This is a genomic window from uncultured Sphingomonas sp. (assembly GCF_902806265.1).
Lineage (GTDB): Bacteria > Pseudomonadota > Alphaproteobacteria > Sphingomonadales > Sphingomonadaceae > Sphingomicrobium.
The window spans coordinates 41,977-66,122 of the sequence record NZ_CADCVZ010000046.1; the positions used below are offsets into that span (position 1 = coordinate 41,977).

General features: G+C 67.9%; 23 protein-coding genes. 10 read left to right on the forward strand and 13 right to left on the reverse strand.

Going from position 1 to position 24,146, the window contains the following annotated elements:
• The first annotated feature begins 39 nt into the window (after positions 1-39).
• Together QZX62_RS09290 and QZX62_RS09295 are read left to right on the forward strand one after the other, a co-directional pair.
• Positions 40-798, forward strand: a complete 759-nt coding sequence (locus tag QZX62_RS09290; RefSeq protein WP_294173894.1) for an SAM-dependent methyltransferase — start codon at positions 40-42, stop codon at positions 796-798.
• 102 nt (positions 799-900) lie between these two features.
• Positions 901-1,056 carry a Flp family type IVb pilin gene (locus tag QZX62_RS09295; protein ID WP_294173896.1) on the forward strand — a complete coding sequence of 52 codons (156 nt, stop codon included), beginning with the start codon at positions 901-903 and terminating at the stop codon, positions 1,054-1,056.
• 53 nt (positions 1,057-1,109) lie between these two features.
• Here the strand turns inward: QZX62_RS09295 and QZX62_RS09300 are convergent, their stop codons facing one another.
• The 4 genes from QZX62_RS09300 to QZX62_RS09315 form a co-directional block, all read right to left on the reverse strand.
• Positions 1,110-2,576 (reverse strand): M48 family metalloprotease, encoded by a 1,467-nt coding sequence (locus QZX62_RS09300; RefSeq protein WP_294173898.1) that lies wholly within the window; start codon positions 2,574-2,576, stop codon positions 1,110-1,112.
• Positions 2,577-2,653: 77 nt separating this feature from the next.
• Entirely contained in the window at positions 2,654-3,595 is a 942-nt protein-coding gene (locus QZX62_RS09305) for an acetyl-CoA carboxylase carboxyltransferase subunit alpha (RefSeq protein WP_294173900.1), read from the reverse strand.
• 12 nt (positions 3,596-3,607) lie between these two features.
• On the reverse strand, positions 3,608-4,495 hold the full coding sequence (locus QZX62_RS09310; RefSeq protein WP_294173901.1) for a tyrosine recombinase: 888 nt from the start codon (positions 4,493-4,495) through the stop codon (positions 3,608-3,610).
• Positions 4,492-6,306, reverse strand: coding sequence for a hypothetical protein (locus tag QZX62_RS09315; protein WP_294173902.1), 1,815 nt, complete (start codon positions 6,304-6,306; stop codon positions 4,492-4,494). Before QZX62_RS09315 ends, QZX62_RS09310 begins: the two co-directional genes overlap by 4 nt.
• 191 nt (positions 6,307-6,497) lie before the next feature.
• On the opposite strand from QZX62_RS09315, the gene QZX62_RS09320 reads away from it, so the two are divergent.
• Entirely contained in the window at positions 6,498-7,058 is a 561-nt protein-coding gene (locus QZX62_RS09320; RefSeq protein WP_294173903.1) for a shikimate kinase, read from the forward strand.
• The gene (aroB, locus tag QZX62_RS09325) at positions 7,055-8,125 is read left to right on the forward strand and encodes a 3-dehydroquinate synthase (RefSeq protein WP_294173904.1); all 1,071 of its coding nucleotides are present in this window, start codon (positions 7,055-7,057) and stop codon (positions 8,123-8,125) included. Before QZX62_RS09320 ends, aroB begins: the two co-directional genes overlap by 4 nt.
• Here aroB and QZX62_RS09330 read toward each other — a convergent pair.
• Genes QZX62_RS09330 through radA form a run of 5 tightly spaced genes read right to left on the reverse strand, consistent with a single transcriptional unit; the run spans position 8,122 to position 13,632 of the window.
• Positions 8,122-9,888: a monovalent cation:proton antiporter-2 (CPA2) family protein gene (locus QZX62_RS09330; protein WP_294173906.1), complete on the reverse strand. Its 1,767-nt coding sequence runs from the start codon at positions 9,886-9,888 to the stop codon at positions 8,122-8,124. The genes aroB and QZX62_RS09330 overlap by 4 nt on opposite strands.
• Positions 9,885-10,337: an iron-sulfur cluster assembly scaffold protein gene (locus tag QZX62_RS09335; RefSeq protein WP_294173908.1), complete on the reverse strand. Its 453-nt coding sequence runs from the start codon at positions 10,335-10,337 to the stop codon at positions 9,885-9,887. Before QZX62_RS09335 ends, QZX62_RS09330 begins: the two co-directional genes overlap by 4 nt.
• Positions 10,334-11,752 (reverse strand): cysteine--tRNA ligase, encoded by a 1,419-nt coding sequence (gene cysS, locus QZX62_RS09340; RefSeq protein ID WP_294173909.1) that lies wholly within the window; start codon positions 11,750-11,752, stop codon positions 10,334-10,336. Before cysS ends, QZX62_RS09335 begins: the two co-directional genes overlap by 4 nt.
• Positions 11,749-12,258 (reverse strand): CvpA family protein, encoded by a 510-nt coding sequence (locus tag QZX62_RS09345; protein WP_294173911.1) that lies wholly within the window; start codon positions 12,256-12,258, stop codon positions 11,749-11,751. The genes cysS and QZX62_RS09345 overlap by 4 nt, the downstream gene beginning before the upstream one ends.
• Before the next feature lie 9 nt (positions 12,259-12,267).
• Positions 12,268-13,632 (reverse strand): DNA repair protein RadA, encoded by a 1,365-nt coding sequence (radA, locus tag QZX62_RS09350; protein ID WP_294173912.1) that lies wholly within the window; start codon positions 13,630-13,632, stop codon positions 12,268-12,270.
• A 91-nt stretch (positions 13,633-13,723) separates the two neighbouring features.
• On the opposite strand from radA, the gene QZX62_RS09355 reads away from it, so the two are divergent.
• Positions 13,724-14,605 carry an alpha/beta hydrolase gene (locus QZX62_RS09355; RefSeq protein ID WP_294173914.1) on the forward strand — a complete coding sequence of 294 codons (882 nt, stop codon included), beginning with the start codon at positions 13,724-13,726 and terminating at the stop codon, positions 14,603-14,605.
• 49 nt (positions 14,606-14,654) lie between these two features.
• On the opposite strand, the gene QZX62_RS09360 is transcribed toward QZX62_RS09355, so the two are convergent.
• Both QZX62_RS09360 and QZX62_RS09365 read right to left on the reverse strand, forming a co-directional pair.
• Positions 14,655-14,894: a hypothetical protein gene (locus QZX62_RS09360; RefSeq protein ID WP_294173916.1), complete on the reverse strand. Its 240-nt coding sequence runs from the start codon at positions 14,892-14,894 to the stop codon at positions 14,655-14,657.
• A 65-nt stretch (positions 14,895-14,959) separates the two neighbouring features.
• Complete coding sequence (locus tag QZX62_RS09365; RefSeq protein WP_294173917.1) at positions 14,960-15,787, reverse strand: phytanoyl-CoA dioxygenase family protein; 828 nt, start codon at positions 15,785-15,787, stop codon at positions 14,960-14,962.
• A 162-nt stretch (positions 15,788-15,949) separates the two neighbouring features.
• On the opposite strand from QZX62_RS09365, the gene QZX62_RS09370 reads away from it, so the two are divergent.
• The 5 genes from QZX62_RS09370 to QZX62_RS09390 all read left to right on the forward strand — a co-directional run bounded on the left by QZX62_RS09370 (position 15,950) and on the right by QZX62_RS09390 (position 21,818).
• Positions 15,950-16,378 carry a GNAT family N-acetyltransferase gene (locus tag QZX62_RS09370; protein ID WP_294173918.1) on the forward strand — a complete coding sequence of 143 codons (429 nt, stop codon included), beginning with the start codon at positions 15,950-15,952 and terminating at the stop codon, positions 16,376-16,378.
• A 69-nt stretch (positions 16,379-16,447) separates the two neighbouring features.
• Positions 16,448-16,759: a DUF6481 family protein gene (locus QZX62_RS09375; RefSeq protein ID WP_294173919.1), complete on the forward strand. Its 312-nt coding sequence runs from the start codon at positions 16,448-16,450 to the stop codon at positions 16,757-16,759.
• Positions 16,760-16,840: 81 nt separating this feature from the next.
• Positions 16,841-18,121 carry an MFS transporter gene (locus tag QZX62_RS09380; protein WP_294173920.1) on the forward strand — a complete coding sequence of 427 codons (1,281 nt, stop codon included), beginning with the start codon at positions 16,841-16,843 and terminating at the stop codon, positions 18,119-18,121.
• On the forward strand, positions 18,118-19,050 hold the full coding sequence (cysK, locus tag QZX62_RS09385) for a cysteine synthase A (protein WP_294173921.1): 933 nt from the start codon (positions 18,118-18,120) through the stop codon (positions 19,048-19,050). Before QZX62_RS09380 ends, cysK begins: the two co-directional genes overlap by 4 nt.
• 83 nt (positions 19,051-19,133) lie before the next feature.
• Positions 19,134-21,818: an EAL domain-containing protein gene (locus QZX62_RS09390; RefSeq protein WP_294173922.1), complete on the forward strand. Its 2,685-nt coding sequence runs from the start codon at positions 19,134-19,136 to the stop codon at positions 21,816-21,818.
• Between the two features lie 15 nt (positions 21,819-21,833).
• Here the strand turns inward: QZX62_RS09390 and QZX62_RS09395 are convergent, their stop codons facing one another.
• Positions 21,834-23,630 (reverse strand): acyl-CoA dehydrogenase C-terminal domain-containing protein, encoded by a 1,797-nt coding sequence (locus QZX62_RS09395; protein ID WP_294173923.1) that lies wholly within the window; start codon positions 23,628-23,630, stop codon positions 21,834-21,836.
• Between the two features lie 78 nt (positions 23,631-23,708).
• Positions 23,709-24,143: a hypothetical protein gene (locus QZX62_RS09400; RefSeq protein WP_294173924.1), complete on the reverse strand. Its 435-nt coding sequence runs from the start codon at positions 24,141-24,143 to the stop codon at positions 23,709-23,711.
• Positions 24,144-24,146 lie beyond the last annotated feature (3 nt).

Here is a 24,146-nt window from a genome sequence, read left to right on the forward strand (position 1 = left end):
CGCCTTGTTCCGCGTCTCCCCGGGCGGCACAAGCGAAAGATGACCGGACCGATCTTCGACGACCAGGCACTTGCCCTCCGGCGGCAGCGCGCCGTTTGGCAGGGTCCACGCCTGTTCCTGGCCGAACGCGCGGTCGAGGACCTGGCCGACCGGCTGAGCCTGGTGCAGCGCCGCTTCGGGCGCGCGCTGCTGGTCGGCTGTCTGGACCCGCGGCTGGCGGAGCCGCTGACGGGCGCGGCTGAGCAGGTGATCATCGCTCCAACCCTCAACGATGTGGCGCGCTTCCCGCCGGGGAGCTTCGACCTGCTGTTGGTGCTTGGCCAGCTGGACACCGCCAACGAGTTGCGCGCGGTGCTGCATATCCTGCGCGCGGTGCTGACGGAGGAAGCGTTGTTCGTCGGTGCCTTTCCCGGCAACAACAGCCTTCCTGCCCTGCGCGCCGCCATGCTCGCGGCCGACCGCGCGGGCGGCGCCGGTGCCGCCCCGCGCGTCCATCCGCGGATCGAAGCCTCGGCTATCGGCGGGCTGCTGCAGGACGCGGGCTTCGTCATGCCGGTGGTCGACATCGATCGCGTCCGCCTTAGCTACCGCACTCTCGACGACCTCGTTGCAGATCTTCGCGGGATGGGAGCGACCAACGTCTTGTCTGGCCGCTCCCGGACGCCGTTGCTCCGGACTGCCCTGGCGACGGCTCGAACCGAGTTCGCACAGCTCGGCGCCGGCGAGCGAACCGTCGAAACCGTGGAGCTAATCCACTTCGCGGCGTGGACCCAGCCCGCATCCCTAACGGCGGCGTAACCCCGCACTCCGCACGATCTGTTAACTTTCTGTAAGTACACCTGTCCTCGTGGACGTGGACCAGAGGAGGGTGGCTTGGACGCTATCCGATCGTTTTTTCGCATGTTGCGGCGCGACCAGGGCGGCGCAACGGCCATCGAATATGGGCTGATCATCGCCCTCATCTCCGTTGCCGCGATTGGCGCCTTGTCGTCCATGGGCGGCGGCAACAATGGCATGTGGACCCGCATCAGCAGCAACGTCAGCAACGCGATGTGACAAGCGCCGCCCGGAGGGCGGTAAGCCTTCCGAAACCACCGCCGAATTACGGCCTAGCGCGCCCGACTGCCGTGAACGACGAGCTTGAGCCGCTGCCCGGGGACCAGTCGCGCATTGCCGGACAAGCCGTTCAAGGATAGAAACCGTTCCACCCGGAAGTCGCGGTAGGCCATCCGGCTCGCCAGCGATTGCACCGTCTCCCCGGGCCGAACGGTCACCACATTGATCACCCGCGGCCGGATGTTGGCCGCTTCCGCCGGCGAGATGCGGCGAAGCGAATTGACCATGGGCGCGAACTGGCCGACGCCGCGGCCGCCCTGCGTTAGCGCAACGAAGTGGTAAGCCTGGCTCCGGCCAAAGGCATAGGCGAACACGCTCACGTCCACCGCCCCCGACGAGGTGTTGGCCCGCGCCACCACATAGGACGCCGGGATGCCGTTGATCGTGGTCCGGTTGCGATCCAGCACCTGGATCGGCACCCGCCCGCCGGTCAGCGACTGCAGCACCCCGGCAATGTAGCTGTCGAGATTGCCGTTGAAGCGCGCGGTGCTGAACTGCGCCTTGCCTGCCGAGCCGGAGATCGTCACCGCGTCGGTGCCGTTCTGCATCAGATAGCCGACCGGCACGGTGAACTGCAGCCGCAAGTCCGGATGGGTGAAGGTCCGCCCATCGATGATGCCCTGCGCGGGATCGTCGTCGACCACCACTCCGTCAAGCTGGTTTAGAAAGGCCTCGCGGTTGCGCACACCCTGCCCGGCGCGGCCGGTTTGCTGGGACATGCCGGCGGCCTGCCGGACCCGGTTCTCGGAGTTCGGGTGGGTCTGCGCCCATTCCGGCGTCGAGCGATTGTCCTGCCCCTGCACCCGCGACTCCAGCGCCGACGAGCGCGCCAGCGCCGCCAGCATGGTGGCGCTGGCCGCAGGGTCGTAGCCGGCGCGCGTCAGATAGCCGATGCCCAACCGGTCGGCGTCATACTCCTGATTGCGGCTAAAGCTCAGCGTGCGCAGCTGCGAACTGGTCTGCAGCATGTTGCCTAGCGCGCTGCCGATCCCACCGCCAATCACGCTTCCCAGAATGGCGCCAAGAATGCCACCGATCGCGTTGGTGCGGCTCGCTGATTGGCGCGCCTGCGCGTGGTTGGCCGCGACGTGCCCGACCTCATGCCCGGTGACAAAGGCGAGCTCGGCCTCGTCGTTCATGATGCTCATCAACTGGCGGGTAATGTAGATGTAGCCGCCCGGCACCGCGAACGCATTCTCCACTGCGGAGTTCAACGTGGTGAAGCGGAACGCCCCTGGGTTGACGCCCGACTGCGCGGCCATCCGCCGGCCGATCTGATCGACGTACGCGGCGCGGCTCCCGGTCTCGGCCCCGCCGAACTCGGCCACCAGCTCAGTATGCTGCTGCTGCGCTTCCTGCACATAGCGGGGTGACAGGTTGCGGTAAGCCGACTGCGCGGCGGCCATGCCCGGCGCCATCGCGGTCGCCGCAGCCGATAGCAGAAGAAAAGTGTTACGCATAAACATGACCCGTAAGTTGGATTGCTTTTCGCAAATCTGAACGGGCCGGTGCCGAAACGGGTTCCGGGGCGATCGTGCTAGCCGATGGCCAGGAACTTCTCCCGCCTGTGGTGCAGAATTTCTTCCGGGCTCCTGCCGGACAGACTGTCCAATTCCTGGACAACCGCCTGCTTGAGAGACGCGATCGCGTCCATGGGGGCTCGCTGCGCGCCGCCGACCGGTTCCGGGATGATCCGGTCCACCACGCCAAGCGTCACAAGGTCCGCCGCCGTGATCCGCATCGCTTCCGCGGCTTCCGGAGCCCGGTCGGCGGTGCGCCACAGGATGGACGCGCAGCCTTCGGGTGAGATCACCGAATAAACCGCGTGCTCGAACATCAGCACCCGGTTCGCCGCAGCAATCGCCACCGCGCCGCCCGAGCCGCCCTCGCCGACCACCGCGGCGACCAGCGGCACGCGCAACGCTAGGCACTGCTCGGTCGATCGGGCGATCGCCTCCGCCTGTCCCCGCTCCTCGGCTTCCACGCCGGGGAAGGCGCCGGGCGTATCGACCAGGCTCACCACCGGCAGCCCGAAGCGGTCGGCCAGCTGCATCAGCCGGATCGCCTTGCGGTAGCCTTCGGGCTTGGCCATGCCGAAGTTGTGGCGCAGCCGGCTGACCGTATCGTCGCCCTTCTCGTGCCCGATCAGCACGACCCGCCGCCCCTCGATCCGCGCCAGCCCGCCGACAATCGCCCGGTCGTCGGCAAAGCCGCGGTCTCCGGCTAGCGGCATGAACTCGTCGGTCAGCCCGGCCGCATAGTCCTTGAAGTGTGGGCGATCCGGGTGACGTGCGACCAGCGCCTTCTGCCAGGGCGTCAGCCTGCCGTAGGTTTCCTTGAGCAGCCGCGCCGCTTTGGCCTCCAGCCGCTCGATTTCGGCGTCGATGTCGATCTCGCCCGAGCTCGCCGTTTCGCGCAGCTCGGCGACCCGCGTCTCCAGCTCCGCGATCGGCTTCTCGAAATCCAGAAAGGTCTTCATTGGCCGCGCGGACTAGGCACTGCGGCCTTCAGTGGCAAGCGGATGGCGCTGGTTGACCAGCTCCACCAGCCGCGCGCTGTCGACGTGGGTGTAGATCTGCGTAGTCGCGATGTCGGCATGGCCGAGCAGCGCCTGCAGCACCCTGAGGTCAGCGCCGCCGGACAGCAGGTGCGTCGCGAAGGCATGGCGCAGCACGTGCGGGCTGACGCGGTCGGGCGCGATCCCCGCCGCCCCCGCCATCTCCCGCACCAGCTGGAACAGCCGCACCCGCGAGAGGTGATTCTTGCCGCCGGGGAACAGCCACGCCGACTTGGCCGGCACGTGCGGCAGCCATCCGCCGACCGCCGCATGCGCCCGCTCCGAGATCGGCACCAGCCGCTCCCTGGCGCCCTTGCCGCGCAAGATCAGGAACGGCTCGCTCCGCCGCAAGGCGCCGCGCGGCAGGCTGACCAACTCCGTCGCGCGCAGGCCCGATCCGTACAGCAGCTCCAGCAAGGCGAGGTTGCGCAACGCCGTCGGCTGGCCGCTCGCCGCCCGGCCCTCCGCTTCTCCGAACATCGCCTCAACTTCGTTCGGGTCTAGGATGCGCGGCAGCGGGCGCTCGGTCGCCGGTCGGGGCAGGGCGGCGGACGGATCGTCGGGACGCAGCCCCTCATCGTGGAGGAAGCCGTAGAAGCGGCGAAGTGCCGCGGCGCGGCGCGCGACAGTCGCCGGCGACAGCCCCGCCCATGCGCGCCCGAGCTCGCCAAGCCTGTCGGAATTGGCGGTGCCCAGCTCGGCAACAGCCGCCGCTGCGGCCAGGTCGCTGCGATACGCCATCAGCGTGTTGCGCGAGGCGCCTGCCTCCGCCGCCATCATGTCGAGGAAACGGTCGACCAGCGCCCGGTCCTCAGGCGTCACGTCCGCGCTAGCGCCTCGGCCGCGATCATCCGCGCGGCGTAGTCCAGCCCGCTCCGCCGCATTGCGGATAGGCCACGCAACAGCTGCGCCGCCGGCACCTGCGCAAAGCTCGGCGCCTGCATCCCGATCGCCGCGAGCAGCACCGCCGAGCCGGCCTGCCGCCGGCGCCCGGCGTCATCGGCAATCCGGCTCCATACCGAGGTCCGGCCCAGCCCCAGCCCGTGCCGCTCGTCCAGCCGCGCCGCCGTCGCCGTATCGATCCGCCCGGTTCCCGCCAGCCCCGCCACCAAGAGCTTGCTGCGCTGCTGTCCGCGGCTGTTGTCCCGACTTATAAAGGAGTCGATCCGCCCGAAGCTCACGTCCATCGCCTCCGACGTCGTGCCGAGCGCCAGCATCGCCCAGGCGCGGTCGGCCGGCTCGGCGTCCATCTGCCCAACTGCTGCCGACCACCGCGCGGCCTCCCGGTCGTAGCCGCCGGCCAGCATTGATGCGATCAGTTCGGGCGCGTCGCGGGCCAGCTCCGGATCCGGCCGGACCCGCGTCGCCGCGAACGCCAGCATCGCCCGTGCTGCCTGCTCCTCGACCTCCCCGTCAGCCGCTTCCCACAGCTGCCGCATCGCCCCGAGCCGAGCCCCGCGATCGCGGCCGAGCACGGCGGTACGCAGACGCCAGGCGTCGGTGCCGGGCAGGTCGGACGCATCGGTTGCGTCGTAGATCAGCGCATAGAGTTCGTTCAGCGCGCCCGACGAGAGCACGCCCAGACCCGCCGCGTATCGCGCGGCCGGCAAGCGCTGCTCGGGCGACAGGAGCGGCGCCCGCGCTTGCCACGCCCGCACCTGCGGCGAGGCGCGTTCCATCAGCCGGTCGGGAGGAATCGCCCCCGTCGCGGTAGCCAAGCCGAAGCGCCAGCTCGTCAGATAGTTGACCGGCTCCCATTCCACCGTCACCGCCCGGCTGGTGTCGGCGCCCGCGCCGACCACCTTCTGCGCCAGCACCAAGTCGATGCCGCGCACCCGGCCGCGGCGGCGGGCCTGGTCGATCTGCGCCGCGGCGCTGGCCGACTCGCCTTCCAGCGCGGCGCACATGGCGTCCGTCAGCGGCAGGATGCGCGGCTCCACCTCGCCCAACCCGCCGGCCCGCAAGGGACACAGCCCGGCCGGATCGCCATTGGCCAGCGCGCTCTGCACCGCCACCTGGGTCATCTTGGGCGTGAAATTATCGACATCGACTGCGGCCACCACCATCCGCGCCGCCGCCGCCTCGCCCATGCGCAGCAGCAGCCAGGTGCGCTCGGCCGCCCAGTCGACCGGATTGATCTGTGGCGGCGCCTCGCCCCTAGCCAGCAGGGCGTTGCGCAGCGTCATGTGCAGCCAGCGCGAGGGTAGCGGGGTCGATTGCCGGCGCAGCAGCCCTGACAGGAAGCTGCCGTTCGCGCTGCCCCACGGCTGCTGCCCGAAGCTCCAAGCGACCGGGTCGATCGCCCCGGCGAAGCGCGGGTCCCGGCGGGACTCGTCGGGGATCTCGACCGGAGGCGGGGGCGGCTCGAGCGGTTCGCCGTCGGCCAGCTCGCCTGCGATCACCTCGGCTAGTTCGCCCGCGCTGGCGTCCGGGCGGGGTCGCGGCCGCGGAGCCTCGCGACGCGGCGCCGGCGTTACCGTATTGCCCGTCGATGGCTGGTTCTGGGTCTCGGCCGGCGGCGGCGTAGCCTCGTTGCCGAAGCCGGGCGGCAGCAGGACCTCCTGCGCCACTGCCGGCAGCGCCAGGGCAAGCGCCGCGCCGCCCGCCAAGAGCAGCTTAGCTCGACTGGTCACGGGCGACGTCGACCTCGATAGTGCGGGTTGGCACTTCTTTGGCAGAGCCGGAAATGAAGTACACTGCGCCAAGTAGAACAAGCAGCAGGACAACAAGGATGAGCGGTCCGCGTAGCGGGTGAGGCGGTCTGCGGTGAATGGCCATGACGCGGCCTTTTGCCGAGTGGCCGCGCCGCTGTATAGCCCTCGCGATGAGCGTTCGCGACGATGGCCAGCTGACCGCGCGGCTTGACCGGCCGGTGGTGCTGGTCGGGTTGATGGGCGCGGGCAAATCCACGGTCGGCCGCCGGCTTGCACGCCGACTGCGCCTGCCGTTCGTGGACAGCGACACGGCGATCGAGGACGCGGTCGGCCTACCCGCGGGCGAGGTCTTCCAGCGCTACGGCGAGGCCGAGTTCCGCGACGGCGAGCGGCGGCTGGTCGCTCGGCTGGTGGACGGCGGGGTGCGGGTGATCGCAACAGGGGGCGGCGCCTACGTCAACGAAGAGACCCGCCGGTTGCTCAACGAGCGGGCGATCACCGTATGGCTCGATGCGCCGGTCGACCTGCTCGCCCAGCGGACCGCGCGGCGGCCGGAGACCCGGCCGATGCTCAAGGACGGCGACCGCACGGAGACGCTGGAGCGCTTGATCGGCGAGCGTGGGTCGAAATATGCCGAAGCGCACATCCGCATCCCCAGCAGCGGGGGCAGCCACGCGGAGGTGGTCGAGGCGATCATCACCGCCCTTCAGGAGCATGTTGCAAGCGCATGATGAACTTTACCGTGGACGCTGCCGGGTGCCGCTACGAAGTGGTGGTCGGGCCCCTGGCCAAGGCCGGCCGCCGCCTTGGCGACCTTGCACGAGGCCGTTCCGTGCCGGTGGTGACGGACGAGCGCATCTGGGCCCTGCACGGTGCCACTCTTTCCGATCTGCTGCATGTCGAGCCGATATTCGTTCCGGAGGGCGAAGCGGCCAAAAGCTGGGGACAGTTGCAACGGCTGATCGCGCGCTTCGCCGAGCTCAACCTGGACCGCACGAGCCCGTTGCTGGCGTTCGGCGGCGGCTCCGTCGGCGACCTCACCGGGCTCGCCGCCAGCCTGTTCAAGCGGGGCTGCCCCGTCGTGCACGTGCCCACCACCCTGCTCGCCCAGGTGGACAGCGCGGTCGGCGGCAAGACCGCGATCGACGCCGAGGGGCAGAAGAACCTGGTCGGCACCTTTCACCAGCCCGCGCTGGTGCTGGCGGACGTCGCCCTGCTCGACACGCTCGACGAACGCCAGCTCCGCGCTGGCTATGCCGAGGTCGTCAAATATGCGCTGATCGGACATGAAGTGCTGTTCGACTGGCTGGAGGACCATCGGGAGGCAATCCTGTCGGGCGACCGAACCATGCGGGAGGAAGCCGTCAGCCAGTGCTTTATGGCCAAGGCGCGGCTGGTGGAGGCGGATCCCGAGGACCGCACCGGCCTCCGCGCGCTGCTCAACCTCGGCCATAGCTTTGGCCATGCGATCGAGTCCGCCGCGGGCCTGGGCACGGTGCTGCACGGTGAGGCGGTGGCGGTCGGCATGGCCTTGGCCTTCGACTTCTCGGTGGCATTCGAACTCTGCCCGGCCGACGACGCCGCCCGCGTCCGCCGCCATCTCGCGTCGGCGGGCCTGCCCACCACCATCGGCGAAACCGGCGTCGACCGCAGCGCGCTCCTCCCGCTGATAGGTGCCGACAAGAAGAACGAGGGCGGCCGCCTCCGCCTGGTCCTGACCGGCGGGATCGGCAATGCCTTCCTGGCGCCCGACGTGGAGCCGGAGCGCCTCGCCGGCTTCCTCGCCAACGCTGGCTAGCTAGGCTCCCTGACCGGCTGCTCGTCCGGCAGGGACCGCTCCGCCCCGAAACTGCGGTCCTTGCCTGCATGGAGATCGCCCGACTCGCTTTGCAGCTGCAGCCGCTCGCTATCCCGGGTGCGGTACTCCCGTTCGACTCGGCCCACCTCGCGCTCGGCGATGCCCAGCTGCCGCAGCGCCGCGCTGCCCATCACCACCGCGCTCTCGAACACCTCCCGCTGCATCAATGGAATGCCGAGCCCGTCCAGCGCGATCATCTGCCGCCGGTCGAACACCCGCACCATGATCAGCGCATGCGGGAACGCTTCCATGATCGGCCGCAGCCGCTCCGGCCCGAGCTCCGGATCGGCGTGGCAGAACAGGATCGCCTCCGCACTCTCGGCCCCCGCCTGCCGCAGCAGGTCGAGCCGCGTGCCATCGCCATAATAGACCTTGGTGCCGAATTCGCCCGCGCGCTCGATCATCTCGGCGCCCAGGTCGATCAGGGTGAGGGGAATGCGCTTGGCCTGGAGCATCTGCGCCACCGTCTGCCCGAAGCGGCCGTAGCCGACCACGATGGCGTTGGTCTCGGGCGAGAACTCCGGCCCCTCCAGATCGACTTCACCGGCGGGCTGGCGGCGGGCGAGCCATTCGATCAGGCGCATCAGGAACGGCGTCGAGACCATCGACAGGGTGACCACTGCGCCGAACAGGCTGGCGGTCGCTGCGTCGATCAGCTGAACCGACCGGGCCTGGGCGAACAGCACAAAGCCGAACTCGCCCGCCTGGCTCAGCAGCAGGGCCAGGCTGATCGAGCGTCCGGGCATCATCCTGAACGCGCGGGCCAGCGGGTAGAGCAGCGCGGCCTTGACCCCGATCACCGCCACCGCCAGCCCCAGCACCAGGAAGGGCCGCTGCGCGATCACGCTGAGGTCGAGCAACATGCCGACCGACATAAAGAACAGGCCGAGCAGGATCGAGCGGAACGGCTCCACGTCGCTTTCCAGCTCATGCCGGTAAGGCGACTCGGCCAGCATCACCCCCGCGACGAATGCGCCCAGCGCGACCGACAGGTGCAGCCAGTGCATCAGCGCGGAGGCGGCGATCACCGTGAACAGCCCCGCGACCACGAACAGCTCGCGTTCGCTCAAGCGGCCGATCAGCCGGAATAACGGGTTCAGCAGGTAGCGGCCGGCGACCACCAGGCCGATCACCGCGCCCACCGTGTAGGCCGCCAGCTCCCAGCCGACCGGGTCCTCCGGCCGCGGCGCCCGCGCCATCGCGGCCACCGCCGTGATCAGCGGGATCAGCGCCAAATCCTGGAACAGCAGGATCGAGAATGCCCGCTCGCCGTAGGGCGTGTTGAGCTCGCCGGTGGAGCGGAGCATCGGCAGCACCTGCGCGGTCGAGGACAGCGCCAGCGGGAAGCCGAGCGCAACGCTGACCTGCCAGCTGACGCCCAGCCCGAAGTGGACGATAGCCGCCAGCGCCGCCCCGGCCAGCACCACCTGCGCACCGCCCAGCCCGAGGATGTCGTGTCGGAGCCGCCATAGCCGGCTCGGCTGCAGCTCCAGCCCGACCAGGAACAACAGCAGTGCGATGCCGATCTCCGACACGCTCATGATGGTCTCGGGCTGGCCGACCAGCCCCAGCACCTGCGGCCCGACTACCGCCCCGCCGACGATGTAGCCCAGCGTGGCGCCGAGCCCCAGGCGGCGGAAGATGCCCACGAAGAGCAGCGCCGCCCCCAGCATTACTGCCATGCCGGTGAGGAGCTGGGTCATCGCTTCTCCTCGTCATCCCGGCGCAGGCCGGGATCCCGAGCGGCGGAGTCCAAAGCCGCGATCAGCGCATCGAACGACAACAGCATCGCCCCATGCCGCCCGGTCTTGGCGCGGGCGGGGACAAGGACAGCGAAACCTTCCGGCGGGTCGCCTTGACCGCCGAGCCACGCCGCCAGCGCCGCGCGGTCAGCTCGCATATCCTCGGCCGGTCGTCCCAGCGCAGAGCCCTGCACCAGAGCCGCGCTCGCCTGCCCAAAGGCGCAGGCCTGCACCTGCTGCGCAATCTCTGCCACCCGACCCTGCCCGTCCAGCCGCACCTCGGTCCGGATCACGCTCCCGCAGGTCGCGGACCTCTTCTCGCCTCGCCCATGCGGTTCCGCGAGGCTGGTCCCAGGTGGCAGGGACGCGGCCAGCCGCAAGATCTCGGTCGTATAGAGCGGAGCGTTCATGCCCGCCGCCAATTGGTGCCGGAGGGCCCATCTTCCAACAGGATGCCGTCGGCTTTGAGCTCGTCGCGGATGCGGTCAGCTTCCGCGAAGTCGCGGCGCTTCTTAGCTTCCGTTCGCACATCAACGGTGGCCTGGATAACTGCATTGGCGACTTGGTCACTGAACTTGGCCGGGTTCAGGAAGTCCTTCAGTTCCACTGTCATGTTCATCGTGGCCGAGATCGGGCGCATCAGCGATCCGAAACCGAGCAACTGACCGGCAACGTGCATGTGATGCTTAGCTTTCCCGACTGCGTCCTCGTTGTTCGCGGTCGTAAGCGTCTTTCTAATTCTACCCAAAGCCGTAATGGCTGCAGGCGTGTTCAGATCGTCTTCTAGTGCGTCGGTCAGTTCAGACGGCGCCTCGTCTTCTATGTACGAGACTTCTTGCACTTTGCGCAGGGCGTTCTGCAGGCCTTCCAGCGTCGCCTTGCTCTGGACGATCAGGCTCTCCGTCCACGGCAGCGGCTGCCGATAGTGCGCGCTCAGCAGCGCCAGCCGCAGCACCTCGCCGCGGTGCCCTTGGCTCAGCAATTCGTTCACCAGCACCGTGTTGCCCAGGCTCTTGGACATCTTCTCCGAGCCGAAATCCACAAACCCGTTGTGCATCCAATAGCGCGCCAGCGGCTTGCCCCCGTGCGCGCAGCGGCTTTGCGCGGCCTCGTTCTCATGGTGCGGGAAGACGAGGTCGATGCCGCCGCCGTGGATGTCGATCGTCTCGCCCAGGTGCTGGCGGATCATCGCCGAACACTCGATATGCCAGCCCGGCCGTCCCCGCCCCCATGGGCTCTCCCAGCCGATCACGTCGGTCGCGCTCGGCTTCCATAGCACGAAGTCGCCGGGGTTCCGCTTGTAGGGCGCAACCTCGACCCGCGCGCCGGCCAGCATCGCCTCGCGGTCGCGGCGGCTGAGCACGCCATAGTGGGGGTCCGAGCTCACGTCGAACAGCACATGGCCTTCCGCGGCATAGGCGTTGCCCGACGCGACCAGCTCGCCGATCATCGCCCCCATGGCCGCGATCTCCTGGGTGGCATGAGGCGCGATGTCCGGGTCCTCGACGCCGAGCGCGCGCATGTCGTCGAGGTAGGCCGCCTCGTAGCGCGCGGTGATCACCTCAGGCGCGACGCCCTCGCTCCGCACCGCTTCGATGATCTTGTCGTCCACGTCCGTGATGTTGCGGGCGTAGGTGAGCTGATGCTCGGGGTAGCTGTGCTTGAGCAGTCGCCGGAGCACGTCGAACGCTACGGCGGGCCGCGCGTTGCCGATGTGCGCGCGCCCGTACACCGTCGGCCCGCACACATACATGGTGATGCGGCCAGGCTCGCCGGGCGTGAATTCCCGCTTCTCGCGCGTCATAGTATCGTACAGGCGGATCATCGGTTGGCTTCGGTCCCGCGATAGGATTGCACCCCGTCCACGATCGCGCGGGCGGTGGCGTTCAGGAGCGGAAAGGTCTGCGACCGCCGCATCCACTCGGGCCGCTCGGCCGTCGCGCCATACACCATGTCGGTGCCGAGGTTCGCCAGCAGGAACACCAGCGTCGCCCCGACCAGCCCCTTGAGCATCCCGAACCCGCCGCCCAGAAACCGGTCAACCGGCCCCAGCACCGACTTGCGGGACCGTTTGCCCAGCGACCGCGCGAGCAGCCGGAACAGGATGAACACCGGCAGGAAGATGACTGCAAACCCCAGCGCCGCCGAAGCCGGAGCGCTCGACGTCCACCCCGCGACGCCCGCGCTCACCGGCTCGTGGAACAGTAGCAGCGCAACGATCCCCGCAAGCCATGCGCCCAGCGCCAGCAGCTCATGCACGAACCCGCGCACGAACCCCACCAGCGCTCCGCCGGCGAGCATCAGGATGACGAAGATGTCGAGCGCGCTCACGGGTGCGGGCTAGCGCCCGAGGATGCGATCGACAAGCTGACGCAGCTGCCCGAAGCGTGCGGTCTTGATCCCGTTCGACTTGTCCGCCCCACCCGGCACCCAGGCCTCCTCGAACCCCAGCTTGGCCGCTTCCTTAAGCCGCAGCGCGGTATGCGCCACGGGCCGAACCTCGCCCGACAGCGCAACCTCGCCCAACACTACCGCCTCCGCCGGCACCGGCCGCTCGGCCAGCGCCGACACCAGCGCCGCCGCGACCGCCAGGTCGGCCGCGGGGTCCTGCAGCCGGTACCCGCCCGCGACGTTCAGATAGACCTCCGCATTGGCAAAGCTCACCCCGCAGCGTGCCTCCAGCACCGCCAGCAGCATTGCCAGCCGCCCGCCGTCCCAGCCCACCGCCGAGCGCCTGGGCGTCGCCCCGCTCGCCAGCCGCATGGTCAGCGCCTGTATCTCAACCAGCACCGGCCGGGTGCCCTCCAGCGCCGGGAAGATCGCCGTTCCGCTCACCGGATCGTCGCGCTTGGTCAGGAACAGCGCGCTCGGGTTTGGCACCTCCGCCAGGCCAGCGCCTTCCATCGCGAACACGCCGATCTCGTCCGTCCCGCCGAACCGGTTCTTCACCGCGCGCAGGATGCGGTACTGATGGCTGCGCTCGCCTTCGAAGTTGAGCACCGCGTCGACCATATGCTCCAGCACGCGCGGCCCCGCGATGCTGCCGTCCTTGGTGACGTGCCCGACCAGGATCAGCGCCGTGCCTCGCTCCTTGGCGAAGCGGATCAGCTCCAGCGCGCTCGCCCGCACCTGGCTGACCGTCCCCGGCGCACCCTCGATCAGGTCGGAATGCATGGTCTGGACGGAGTCGATCACCAGCAGCGCCGGCGCCGGCCCGCTGCCCACGGTCGTGAGAATGTCCCGCACCGAAGTGACCGCTGCCAGCTGGACGGGCGCTCCGCCGAGCCCCAGCCGCAGCGCCCGCAGCCGCACTTGGTCGACCGCTTCCTCGCCCGAGATGTACACTGCGCCTCGCCCCGCCGCCGCGACCTTGGCCGCGGCCTGCAGCAGCAGGGTCGACTTGCCGATCCCCGGATCGCCCGCCAGCAGCATCGCCGAGCCCGGCACAATCCCGCCGCCGATCGCCCGGTCGAGCTCGGCGATCCCACTCGGCACCCGCTCCGGCAGCGGGATGTCCGCGTCCAGCCCGACAAGTTCCACCGCCCGCCCGCCCGCTGACAGGTCGTGCTTGGCCGAGAAGACAGTAACGTTGCTCGCCTCCGCCACCAGCGTGTTCCACTCGGCACAGTCCGGGCACTGCCCCTGCCAGCGGGACTGGACCGACCCGCAGGCCTGGCAGATGTAACGCGATTTGAGCTTGGCCATCGGTCACTTCACCTAATGTGCGGTCTTCGGGACGGCAACGTTCGTCCGTACGGCTCGTTTAGCCGCCGACCTCCACCCGAAAGGACCCACCATGCCCTACGCCACGGCCAAGGACGGCACCAAGCTCTTCTACAAGGATTGGGGCCGCGGCGACCCGGTGGTCCTCCTGCACGGCTGGCCGCTCACCGGCGACACCTTCGACGATCTCGCCATCAAGCTCGTCGAGGCCGGCAAGCGCTGCATCATCCCCGACCGTCGGGGCTTCGGCCGCTCGGACCAGCCGTGGAATGGTTACGACTACGACACCTTCGCCGACGACGTCGCGGCGGTGCTGGAGGAAGCCCGCATCGCGCAGCCGGTGGCCCTGGTTGGCTTTTCCATGGGCGGCGGCGAGGTCGCGCGCTTCCTTTCCAAGCAGGGCCGGCAACGCGTCAGCCATGCCGTGCTGCTCGGTTCGGTCGTGCCCAAGGTCGCGCAGTCCGACGACCACCCCGACGGCGTGCCCCAGGCGAAGCTTCAGGAGATCACGCAGCAGATGCAGAGTGACCGCTACGGCTTCCTCCAGACCTTTCTTAAGCAATTCTATGGCGTCGGAATCATCAGTCATCCCGTCAGCCAGGGCGTGCTCGACGCGAGCTTTCAGCAGGCGAGCATGGCCGGTGCGCGTCCGACCTATGCGGCGGCGCAGGCCTGGGCGACCACCGACTTCCGTCCCGATCTGCCGGCCTTCCAGGGTGTGCCGACGCTGATCATCCACGGCTCGAGCGACGCCAACGTGCCCGCCGCCGGTACCGGTCGCAAGGCCGCCGAAGCGATCCGCCACGCACAATATATCGAGTATGACGGCAGCCCCCACGGCTTGTTCGAGACCGACAAGAAACGACTCGCCCGTGACGTGGTCGAGTTCCTCACGGCCGGCAGCCGCGGTACCACCGCCGACACCAGCGCCAGCGCGATCCCGCTGACGCGCTAGCCGTTATTGCGAGCCGCAGGCGAAGCCTGCGGCTCGCAATAACGAGGCCTCAGACCGCCCGCGCCTTCAACCGCCCGCCCGCATCCACCGGATCGTTCCCGGTGATCGCATGCCAGCCCTTGCGGAAGCCGTACTGCACCGCCCAGCCGAGCGCATAGGTTGCGACCAGCGGCGCAATCCCGCGGATCGCCTTCTCCGCAACGGTGCCGACGATCAGGCCCTTGATCCCGCTGTCGCCGTCGCCTCGATCGACCGCGTAGCCGATGAGCGCGCCTAGTAGATTGGCCATCTTTCAACTCCTTAGCTTGTCGCAGGGTCAGCGGACGCGGAGCGCAGGAGTTCCCCGGGCACTACTCAGTAGGTCGGCTGCAGCAGCCCCTCGATAACATGATGTTGCTCGATCATCTCGACCTGCTCCACTACGCGGCAAGTCAAGTGGTCCCGCACCCGCGCCGGCAGACCGGCAAGATACTCGGGCGTCACCTGCAGGTCGTGATGATGCGCGTTGATTCCGTCCGGCGCATCTACCCCCACCACCAGCACCGGCCGCGGCTCGTTCGAGCGGTTGGCGGTACCACGGTGGATGGTCAGCGCCGAGCGGGCCGAGATGTCGCCGCGCTGCGGCAGCTTTTGCTGCGCCTTTTCGATGTACCGCCCCCATAGCTCGCGCGCCGGAAACATGTCGTCCTTGGCGCCGCTAATATCGTCCCACTGTGTGCCGGGCGCGACCTCGAACGGTCCATGTTCGGGCCGCGTGTCGACGGTGGTCAGATTGAACGCCAGGCTGTTCAGCCGCCGCCCGACCAGAGTCTCGGGCGGCGAAGGGAAATCGCGGTGCCACGGCTGGTCCTCCGCGCCCGGGAACGGGATGTCATAGCCAACCTCCACGATCCGGTAGTCCGGTCCCAGCACCGCCTCGCATACCGCCACGAACCAGGGGTGCGTGACAATGTCGACGAAGCCGCTGATCTTCTCCGGCGAAACCTCGACATAGAAGCGGTGCGGCCCCCGGGGCAGCGCTCCGCCGGGCCGGTCCTTGACCTCGTCGAACGAGCGCCAGATGTCCGCCGCCAGCGCGTCCGCCCACTCGCGCGGGAAAGCGCCCTTCAGCCCGATGACCCCGTCGCCGTACAGCCCGCCCATGATGGCGGCGGCGTCATATTGCTCCGCTTGCACAACCACTTGCCTACTCCGGTTCAGCGCGGAACTAGTCTGCTCCGGTCGAGAACTGAAGTCGAGGTAGAACCGTCCCCAGCACTGCCGGGCCCTCGCCCTCGACCACGGCACAGGTGAGGGCCGCTGCGCCTATTGCAGACACCGGGCGACGGTGGCACCGCCCAGTTCATGAACATCAGGATCAGGAGCGCCGTCGACGCGGACGTCGGCGCCATGCATCGTCTACGAAACAGGGTGCGCGAGAACCGCCTTGCCGACTTTACGCGGATCACTGAAGCATCCTATCCGCCGTACATCGCGGCGGGCAGCGCCTGGGTTGCGGAAGCAAAGGACGGCATTCTCGGGTTCGCGATCATCGATGCGCCGGCCACCAGTGTCTGGGCGTTGTTCGTCGACCCCAACACCGAGGGTGCTGGGATCGGACGAGCGTTGCACGTCACCATGCTGGACTGGGCCCGAAAGCAGGGGATCGCCCATCTCTCCTTGAGTACGGAGGAAGGCAGTCGCGCAGTTCGGTTCTACCAACGCGCAGGATGGACGCAGACCGCCATTCTTCAGGACGGAGAAGTGGTCTTTGAAAGATCGCTACTGATGTGAGAACTGCAGATCATTGCAGACCTCACCATCGGCCAACTCAACCAGAGCCTTACAAGATCGGAGATCAATTTGTCCTTCAAGGATCCAAGCTTCCAAGACCGGATCGGCAATGCTGCGCGGGCGAAAAAGGAAGCGCTGGAGCAGCTGCGATCAAAGCCACCACTCGACGAGCGGGCCCTCGCTGAGCGGCAGGCCGCCCGCGCAGACCGAGAAAGAAAGGATGCCGAGAAGTCCGCCGCCAAGAAGGCGGCCCAGCAAGCCGCGAAGGACGCCAAGCTCGCCGCGGCTGCAGCAAAGGCCGCGGTCCCCGCACCGCCTACCGAAGCGGAGCGCAAGGCCGCGCGGGATGCGCGCTATGCCGCGAGAAAGGCGCGCAAGTAAGTTGCACATCCGGGGCCGACCATAGTTGACTTGGCCCAGGCTCGGTTGCCCCCCGCCCTACCGACCGCTAAGCGCCGGCAAGTGCCCACTTCTCCCCTAGCGATCCGCGACTTCCGGCTGTTCTGGATCGCGCGCTTTTGCGCCGTGCTGGCGACCATGGGGATGGTGGTGATCATCGGCTACCAGGTCTACGACGTTGCTCGCGCCGACTATGGCATGTCGATCCGCGAAGCCTCGTTCATGCTGGGGCTGCTCGGGTTGGTGCAGTTCGTGCCGCTTGCTATCCTCACTCCCGTTGCGGGTTGGACTGCCGACCGTTTCGAGCGGCGAACGGTGGCGCGGTTCGCCAATGCCATCGATATGACGGTGGCGCTGGCGCTCGGCTGGTTCACTCTGAATGAGCAGTTGACCCTACCGCTCCTGTTCACCCTGGCGGCGCTGCACGGGGTGGCACGGGTGTTCGTCGGCCCCTCCATGTCGGCGATTACCCCGAACATCGTGCCGCCCGAGCTGCTGCCCAAGGCCATCGCACTGTCGTCCATCGCCTGGCAGTCGGCGTCGGTAGCAGGACCAGCGCTCGGCGGCTTCCTCTACGCCGCCGAGCCCTCTGCGCCTTATTGGACCGCCGCTGCGCTGATGCTGGTGCCGATCGTTGCTTTGACCCCGATCCGCCGCATCGTGCCCCCCGCCATGGCGCGGGACGTCCACCCGGTGCGGCAGATGGTCGATGGCCTAAGCTATGTCCGCGGTCACCGCTTCCTCTTCGGTGCAATCACCCTGGATCTGTTCGCCGTGCTGCTCGGGGGCGCCACTGCCATGCTGCCGGTGTTCGCCCGCGACATCCTCCACGTCGGCACCGAAGGCCTCGGCCTGCTCCGCGCCGCGCCCGCGGTCGGCGCCGCGCTGGTCGCCAGCGTGTTCGCCGTCCGGCCGCTCAGGCACAATGTCGGCGTCAAGATGCTGCTGGCGGTGGGCGCGTTCGGCGTACTGACGGTGATCTTCGGCGTGTCGCGCTCGCTGCCGCTGTCCTTGTTCGTGCTGGCGCTGCTCGGCGCGGCGGACATGCTGTCCGTTTACGTCCGCTCCAGCCTGGTCCAGCTGCACACGCCCGACATGATGCGCGGCCGGGTGTCGGCGGTGTCGGGCCTGGCCATCTCCGCCTCCAATGAGCTGGGCGAATTGCAGTCCGGCCTGTTCGCCGCCGTGCTCGGCCCGGTCGGCGCGGTGGTATTCGGCGGCGGCGCGGCGGTCGTAATCGCCGGGGCCTGGTCCTATCTCTTTCCCGAACTCCGGCGGACGCGAACCTTCGACCCGCCATCACAGATGCTCCCTCAGGCCCTCGAAGAGGAGAAACCTGCATGAAAGCCAATTCGGTTCTCGATACGGTCGGCAACACGCCGCACATCCGCGTCAATCGCCTGTTCGGCGACCGGGCGGAGGTGTGGATCAAGTCGGAGAAGTCCAACCCCGCGGGCTCCATCAAGGACCGGATAGCCGTGGCCATGATCGAGGAGGCGGAGCGCTCGGGACGGCTCAAGCCTGGCGGTGTTATCGTCGAGCCCACCAGCGGCAACACCGGCATCGGCCTCGCCATGGTCGCCGCGGTCAAGGGCTACCGCCTCATCCTGGTCATGCCCGAGAGCATGAGCCTGGAACGCCGCCGCCTGATGCTGGCGTTCGGCGCCGAGTTCGATCTAACGCCGCGCGAGAAGGGGATGAAGGGGGCCATCGCCCGCGCCGAGGAGATCATCGCCGACACACCCGGCTCCTGGATGCCGCAGCAGTTCAACAACCCGGCCAACATCCAGGTGCATCTCGAGACGACGGTGGAGGAGATCCTGCGCGACTTCGGCGGCGACGAGCGCGGTTTCGATGCGCTGATCACCGGCGTCGGCACGGGCGGGCACATCACTGCCTGCGGCCAGGTGCTCAAGCAAAAGTGGCCGCAGCTTAAGGTGTTCGCGGTTGAGCCGACCCTGTCGCCGGTGATCTCGGGCGGTCAGCCTGGGCCGCATCCGATCCAGGGTATCGGCGCAGGCTTCGTTCCGCAGAACCTCCACACCGACGTGCTCGACGGCGTCATCCAGGTCACCCCGGATGCTGCCAAGGAGATGGCCCGCCGCTCCGCCCGCGAAGAAGGCGTGCTGGTCGGCATCTCGTCGGGCGCGACCTTGGCCGCCATTGAACAGAAGCTTCCCGAGCTTGGTGAACGGCCACGGGTGCTCGGCTTTCACTACGACACCGGGGAACGTTACCTGTCCGTGCCCGACTTTCTTCCCGAGGAGGGTTAAGCGCTCATCAACCTTCCGGATGAAGGGTTGCGTTAACGGCTTGGCGGCTAAGCCTGTCCCACTCGGTTTCAGGCGGGATTGCTATGCGTCGGGCGCGCTTCGATAACGCGATGGAGGGGCAGGCAGCAGCCAGCCGCACCTCCATTCGCGAAGCGTTGCTGTTCGACGTTGCCCATCCCGAGTCGGAAAGCGACCAAACGCTTGCCCGCCGGCGGTTGGGCATGTTCACCTATGCCCCTTGGCTACTCGCCGCGACGAACGCGATAGTTGGGCTGTCGCTCCTGGTGCAGGGCTTCCGGCAGGACTCGGGCTGGACGGGCGTTTTCTCCACCGCCCTCCCGCTGCTGCTGGCGATGCTGCTCGACTTGCTGGCGGCAGGATTGCACCACCTCCGCGAACGCCTGCAGCTGTCGGCGCACACCGTTGCCCGACTGCTGCTATGCTATCTGCTTGGGTCAAGTGCCCTTTGGATGCTGTTCGCCGTCGCGGCGCGCAGCTTTGCCGACCTGGACCAAACCTTTCTGCCGCTGGTGCTTGGCGCAGGAGTCACGATTAGAAGTTTGATGGCGATTGGTTCGCCGCCCCTCACCGTCGCGAATGCCCTGGCATCGTCCGTGGGCGCTGCCTTGTTCTCCGCCGAGGCGCTGGTTACCTGCACCATCTCGGCGTTGAGCCTCCTCTCGGTCGCCTACAGTGTCGCGGTAACGCGTACGATGTTGGCCAACTCACGCCGCCGCCTGCAGCTCGATTATTTCGCGAAGAAGGCCGAGAACTTCGTTGCGGAATTCGAAGCATCCGGACGGGGCTGGTTCTGGGAAACCAACTCGGCCGGGACGCTGTCTTACGTATCCCAGCAGCTTGCAGACGACTTCAAGACCACACCTGAACAGCTGCTCGGCCGGCAGTTCACCGATTTGCTCTCCGTCGACAAGGGCTGCAGCGACACTTTCCGAGAGGAGCGCACGCTCGGTTTTCACCTGTCCGCCCGCTTCCCTTTCTCCGATGTGGTCGTCCGCCCGGCCAGCGACGGGGACGTGCACTGGTCGTTGTCGGGCAACCCGATCTTCGACGAGCACGGCCGCTTTCTGGGCTTCCGCGGGATCGGTACGGATCTGACCGAGCAGCGCCGATCGGAACAGGAGATCACCCGGCTGGCGCGGTTCGACTCGCTGACCAGCCTGCCGAACCGCGCGATGATGCGGCAGACTCTGGACGAAGGTCTGCGCAACGCCGCCCGGCGGCAGCGGGGCTGTTCCTTGTTCCTGATAGATCTCGACAGATTCAAGAACGTCAACGACACCCTCGGCCATCCAGTCGGCGACGCGCTGCTGAAGCAGGTGGCCCAACGCCTGACCTCCGTGATGGGCGAGCACGGAAAGATCGGTCGGCTCGGTGGCGACGAGTTCAAGGCGGTGCTGCCCGGAACCGTGGACATCGGCCTATTGGAGTCGCTCGCCAAGACCTTGATCAGCGAAGTAAGCAAACCTTACGAGATCGAAGGCCACAAAGTCAGCATCGGCGCATCGGTCGGCATCACCATCGGCGATCCCGGCCGGAGTTGCGCCGACAGCATGATCCGCAATGCCGACCTCGCCTTGTACGCCGCCAAGGCGGCGGGCCGCGGCAAGCACGTCTTCTACGAGCCCGCTATGCATTCGGAAGCAAGCGACCGCCAGTTGCTCGAAAATGATCTCCGGCAGGCGCTCGAGCGCGGCGAGCTCAGCGTCAACTACCAGCCAATCATCCGCACGGCGGGTGAGGAGGTGGACGGCTTCGAGGCACTGGTTCGCTGGCAGCACCCGCACCGCGGACAGATCTCACCGGCCAAGTTCATCCCGCTTGCCGAGGAATGCGGCATGATCGGACGCATCGGCGAGTGGGTGCTCCGTACGGCGGTTCGGGAGGCAAGCCAGTGGCCCGACAACGTCCGGGTAGCGGTGAACCTGTCGCCCATCCAGTTCAACGATCCGGGGGTCATTGGGATGGTGGAGGACGCGCTGCGTGACGCGGGGATAGCCGCTAACCGGCTTGAACTCGAGATCACCGAGGGTGTCTTCCTGGCCGATAACGATGCCACGGAAGGAACCTTCACCAGCCTGAAACAGCTCGGCGTCCGCCTAGCACTGGACGATTTCGGCACCGGATATTCATCGCTTGGTTATTTGAAGAGGGCGCCGTTCGACAAGATCAAGATCGACCAGAGCTTTGTCCGCGGCGCAGCCTCGGTGTCGACCCGCAACGCGGCCATCATCCGGGCCATCGTCACCCTGGCCGACAGCCTGCAGATGGACACGGTGGCCGAGGGGGTGGAGACGCACGACGACCTGGCCCTCATCCGCGATCTCGGCGTCAGCCAAGTGCAAGGATACATCTTCGGCCGGCCAGCCGACGCCGAGCAAGCGCGGGCGCTTGCCGCCAGCCGCTCGGTGGAGGCCGACGGACTCCAATGCACCCGCGAGCCGCGGCAGCGGCTCATGCGCCGGGCTCTGGCCGCGATCGGCGGTTCGGTGGTCGAAGTCCGCCTGCGCAACATCTCGGTCATGGGCGGACTTGTGGAATGCAGCCGCCCGGTCACGCCCGGCAAGCAGCTGACGCTCGACATCATCGGGGTGGGGCCGGTCTCCGGAACGGTCCGCTGGGCTCAGCGCGACCGCTTCGGGATGCAGTTCGACCAAGGCTTCGACCTCGGGCGGCTCGCGTCCAAGCCGGTCAAGCCAAACCCAGTGCCGGTGGCCAAGCCGTGGCACATCCAGACTGCGCTGGCCTGACCGACGGATGACGGATCAGAACGCTTCGGCCGGCAGGGCCATCAACGTCTCGGCGCCTGCCTCGATCTCGCTCCGTAGCCCCGCCGTCTTGCCGAGTTCCCGCGCCGCGTAGAACCGGGCAGTGGCGACCTTGGCCTCGTGGAACGCGCAGTCCTCGCCAGCCTCGTTCAGCAGACGGCTGCTAGTCCCGGCCATCTTGAGCCACATCCAGCCGAGCGCCACCACGCCCATCAGCTCCATGTAGGCGTAGGCGCCCGCCCCCGCGTTGTTCGGGTCCGCCATGCCGTTCTGCGCCAGCCACATGGTGGCCGCCTGAAGGTCGCCCATCGCCCGCTCGAGCGGCGCCGCGACGCCGGCCGGATCCCCCGCCGCACGGGCGTCCGCGATGTCGCGGGCAACCACCTCGAAGAAGGTGCGGACCGCGCGGCCGCCGTTCTGCGCCAGCTTGCGCCCGACCAGATCCATCGCCTGCACGCCGTTAGTGCCTTCGTAGATCTGCGCGATGCGGGCGTCGCGGACGAACTGCTCCATCCCCCATTCGCGGACATAGCCGTGCCCGCCATAGACCTGTTGCGCGTTCACCGCCGCTTCGAAGCCCTTGTCGGTCAGGTAGCCTTTGATCACGGGAGTCAGCAGGCCGATGATGTCCTCGGCCTGCTGCCGCTCCTCTTCGGTCTCCGCCTTGCGGCTGAGATCGACCTGCAGCGAGCCCCACAGCACCAGCGCCCGGGCAGCTTCGTTGAACGCCTTGGCTTCCAGCAGCATGCGGCGCACGTCCGGGTGGACGAACAGCGTGTCGGCACGTGCATCCGGATCGCGCTCATCCGGCCTCAATGCCCGGCCCTGCCGGCGGTCCTTGGCGTAGCTCACCGCGTTCTGATAAGCGACCTCGCCCTGCGCCAGGCCCTGCAGCCCAACCCCCAGCCGCGCCGCGTTCATCATGATGAACATCGCCGCGAGGCCCTTTTCAGGCTCACCCACCAGATAGCCGGTGGCGCCGTCATAGTTCATGACGCAGGTCGAGTTGCCGTGAATGCCCATCTTGTGCTCGATCGATCCGCACGACAGGCTGTTGCGTGATCCTAGGCTGCCGTCCTCGCCCACCAGGAATTTGGGGACGATGAACAGCGAAATGCCTTTCACATTGTCCGGCGCGCCCGCGATCTTGGCCAGTACCAGGTGGATGATATTCTCGGCGAGGTCGTGCTCGCCCGACGAGATGAAGATCTTGGTGCCGGTGATGCTGTAGCTGCCGTCCGCCTGCGGCTCGGCGCGCGTCTTGAGCAGCCCCAGGTCCGTGCCGCAGTGCGGCTCCGTCAGGTTCATGGTGCCGGTCCAGCTGCCGGCGACCATGTTAGGGAGATAGGTCTGCTTCTGCTCCTCCGAGCCCTTGACCAGGATGGAGGCGATCGCGCCCTGCGTCAGCCCGTTGTACATCTCGAAGCTCTGGTTGGCCGACAGCACATACTCGCTCATCGCGGTCGCGAGCACGTGCGGCAGCCCCTGCCCGCCGTATTCCGCGGGCGCCGACAGGCTGGTGAAGCCAAGCTCGCAGAATTGGCGGTACGCGTCCTTAAAGCCGGTCGGCGTAGTGACCGAGCCGTCCTCGTGCCGGGTGCAGCCTTCCTCGTCGCCAATTCGGTTCAAGGGCGTCAGCACCTCCTCACAGAAGCGCGCGCCTTCAGCCAGGATGGCGTCGACCAGATCCGGCGTCGCGTCGGCGAAGCCCGGCAGATTGCCGTGGTTGCCCATGCCAACGATATGGTCGAGGACATAGCGGGTATCGCGCACGGGGGCGGTATAGACGGGCATCCAGGGCGTCCTTTGCGTTGCGAAGCTGAACTCGTCTCTAGCCTTGCTGACATTTACGTCAATAAAGCGGCAGCTCGATTAGCAGAGCGGGTCGCCAGCAAGGTCGGTAACCGGCCCCGCGCCGTCGACAGCCATGAAGCTGCGCCCGGAGTAGTCGGCGGTGGGACCGCAATAATAAGCGCACCCGGGCGTTCGCGGCCCGAGCGTCACCTGGTTGCCCGCAATCGTTCCAGCGACTCGGCAGCTCTCGTCGCCAGCCGGCGCGATGGTGATCCGCTCGCCGCTTCGCTGAACCGCACCCCGGATGCTGCAGTTCGCGTCGCCCTGGCCGAAGGTGATCAGCCCGGCCCGCTCGCCGCGCTCGTCAAGGCACAGACGCTCGCGGCCCTGGCCAGCAAAGGTCTGCATCGCGCTTTGTGCTGCCGCCGAACCGGCCGGCTGGTTGGTGGTGACGGCATCCTGCTCCCCGCAGGCGGTGAGGAGCAGAGCCAGGAGCAACAAGTAGAGCCGCATGCC

Excerpts from the sequence above, each read along its gene's own strand:
- QZX62_RS09290 (WP_294173894.1), top strand. The coding sequence starts at position 40 with ATGACCGGACCGATCTTCGACGACCAGGCACTTGCCCTCCGGCGGCAG.
- QZX62_RS09295 (WP_294173896.1), top strand. The coding sequence starts at position 901 with ATGTTGCGGCGCGACCAGGGCGGCGCAACGGCCATCGAATATGGGCTG.
- QZX62_RS09300 (WP_294173898.1), bottom strand. The coding sequence starts at position 2,576 with ATGCGTAACACTTTTCTTCTGCTATCGGCTGCGGCGACCGCGATGGCG.
- QZX62_RS09305 (WP_294173900.1), bottom strand. The coding sequence starts at position 3,595 with ATGAAGACCTTTCTGGATTTCGAGAAGCCGATCGCGGAGCTGGAGACG.
- QZX62_RS09320 (WP_294173903.1), top strand. The coding sequence starts at position 6,498 with ATGAGCGTTCGCGACGATGGCCAGCTGACCGCGCGGCTTGACCGGCCG.
- aroB (WP_294173904.1), top strand. The coding sequence starts at position 7,055 with ATGATGAACTTTACCGTGGACGCTGCCGGGTGCCGCTACGAAGTGGTG.
- QZX62_RS09330 (WP_294173906.1), bottom strand. The coding sequence starts at position 9,888 with ATGACCCAGCTCCTCACCGGCATGGCAGTAATGCTGGGGGCGGCGCTG.
- QZX62_RS09335 (WP_294173908.1), bottom strand. The coding sequence starts at position 10,337 with ATGAACGCTCCGCTCTATACGACCGAGATCTTGCGGCTGGCCGCGTCC.
- cysS (WP_294173909.1), bottom strand. The coding sequence starts at position 11,752 with ATGATCCGCCTGTACGATACTATGACGCGCGAGAAGCGGGAATTCACG.
- radA (WP_294173912.1), bottom strand. The coding sequence starts at position 13,632 with ATGGCCAAGCTCAAATCGCGTTACATCTGCCAGGCCTGCGGGTCGGTC.
- QZX62_RS09355 (WP_294173914.1), top strand. The coding sequence starts at position 13,724 with ATGCCCTACGCCACGGCCAAGGACGGCACCAAGCTCTTCTACAAGGAT.
- QZX62_RS09360 (WP_294173916.1), bottom strand. The coding sequence starts at position 14,894 with ATGGCCAATCTACTAGGCGCGCTCATCGGCTACGCGGTCGATCGAGGC.
- QZX62_RS09370 (WP_294173918.1), top strand. The coding sequence starts at position 15,950 with ATGAACATCAGGATCAGGAGCGCCGTCGACGCGGACGTCGGCGCCATG.
- cysK (WP_294173921.1), top strand. The coding sequence starts at position 18,118 with ATGAAAGCCAATTCGGTTCTCGATACGGTCGGCAACACGCCGCACATC.
- QZX62_RS09390 (WP_294173922.1), top strand. The coding sequence starts at position 19,134 with ATGCGTCGGGCGCGCTTCGATAACGCGATGGAGGGGCAGGCAGCAGCC.
- QZX62_RS09395 (WP_294173923.1), bottom strand. The coding sequence starts at position 23,630 with ATGCCCGTCTATACCGCCCCCGTGCGCGATACCCGCTATGTCCTCGAC.
- QZX62_RS09400 (WP_294173924.1), bottom strand. The coding sequence starts at position 24,143 with ATGCGGCTCTACTTGTTGCTCCTGGCTCTGCTCCTCACCGCCTGCGGG.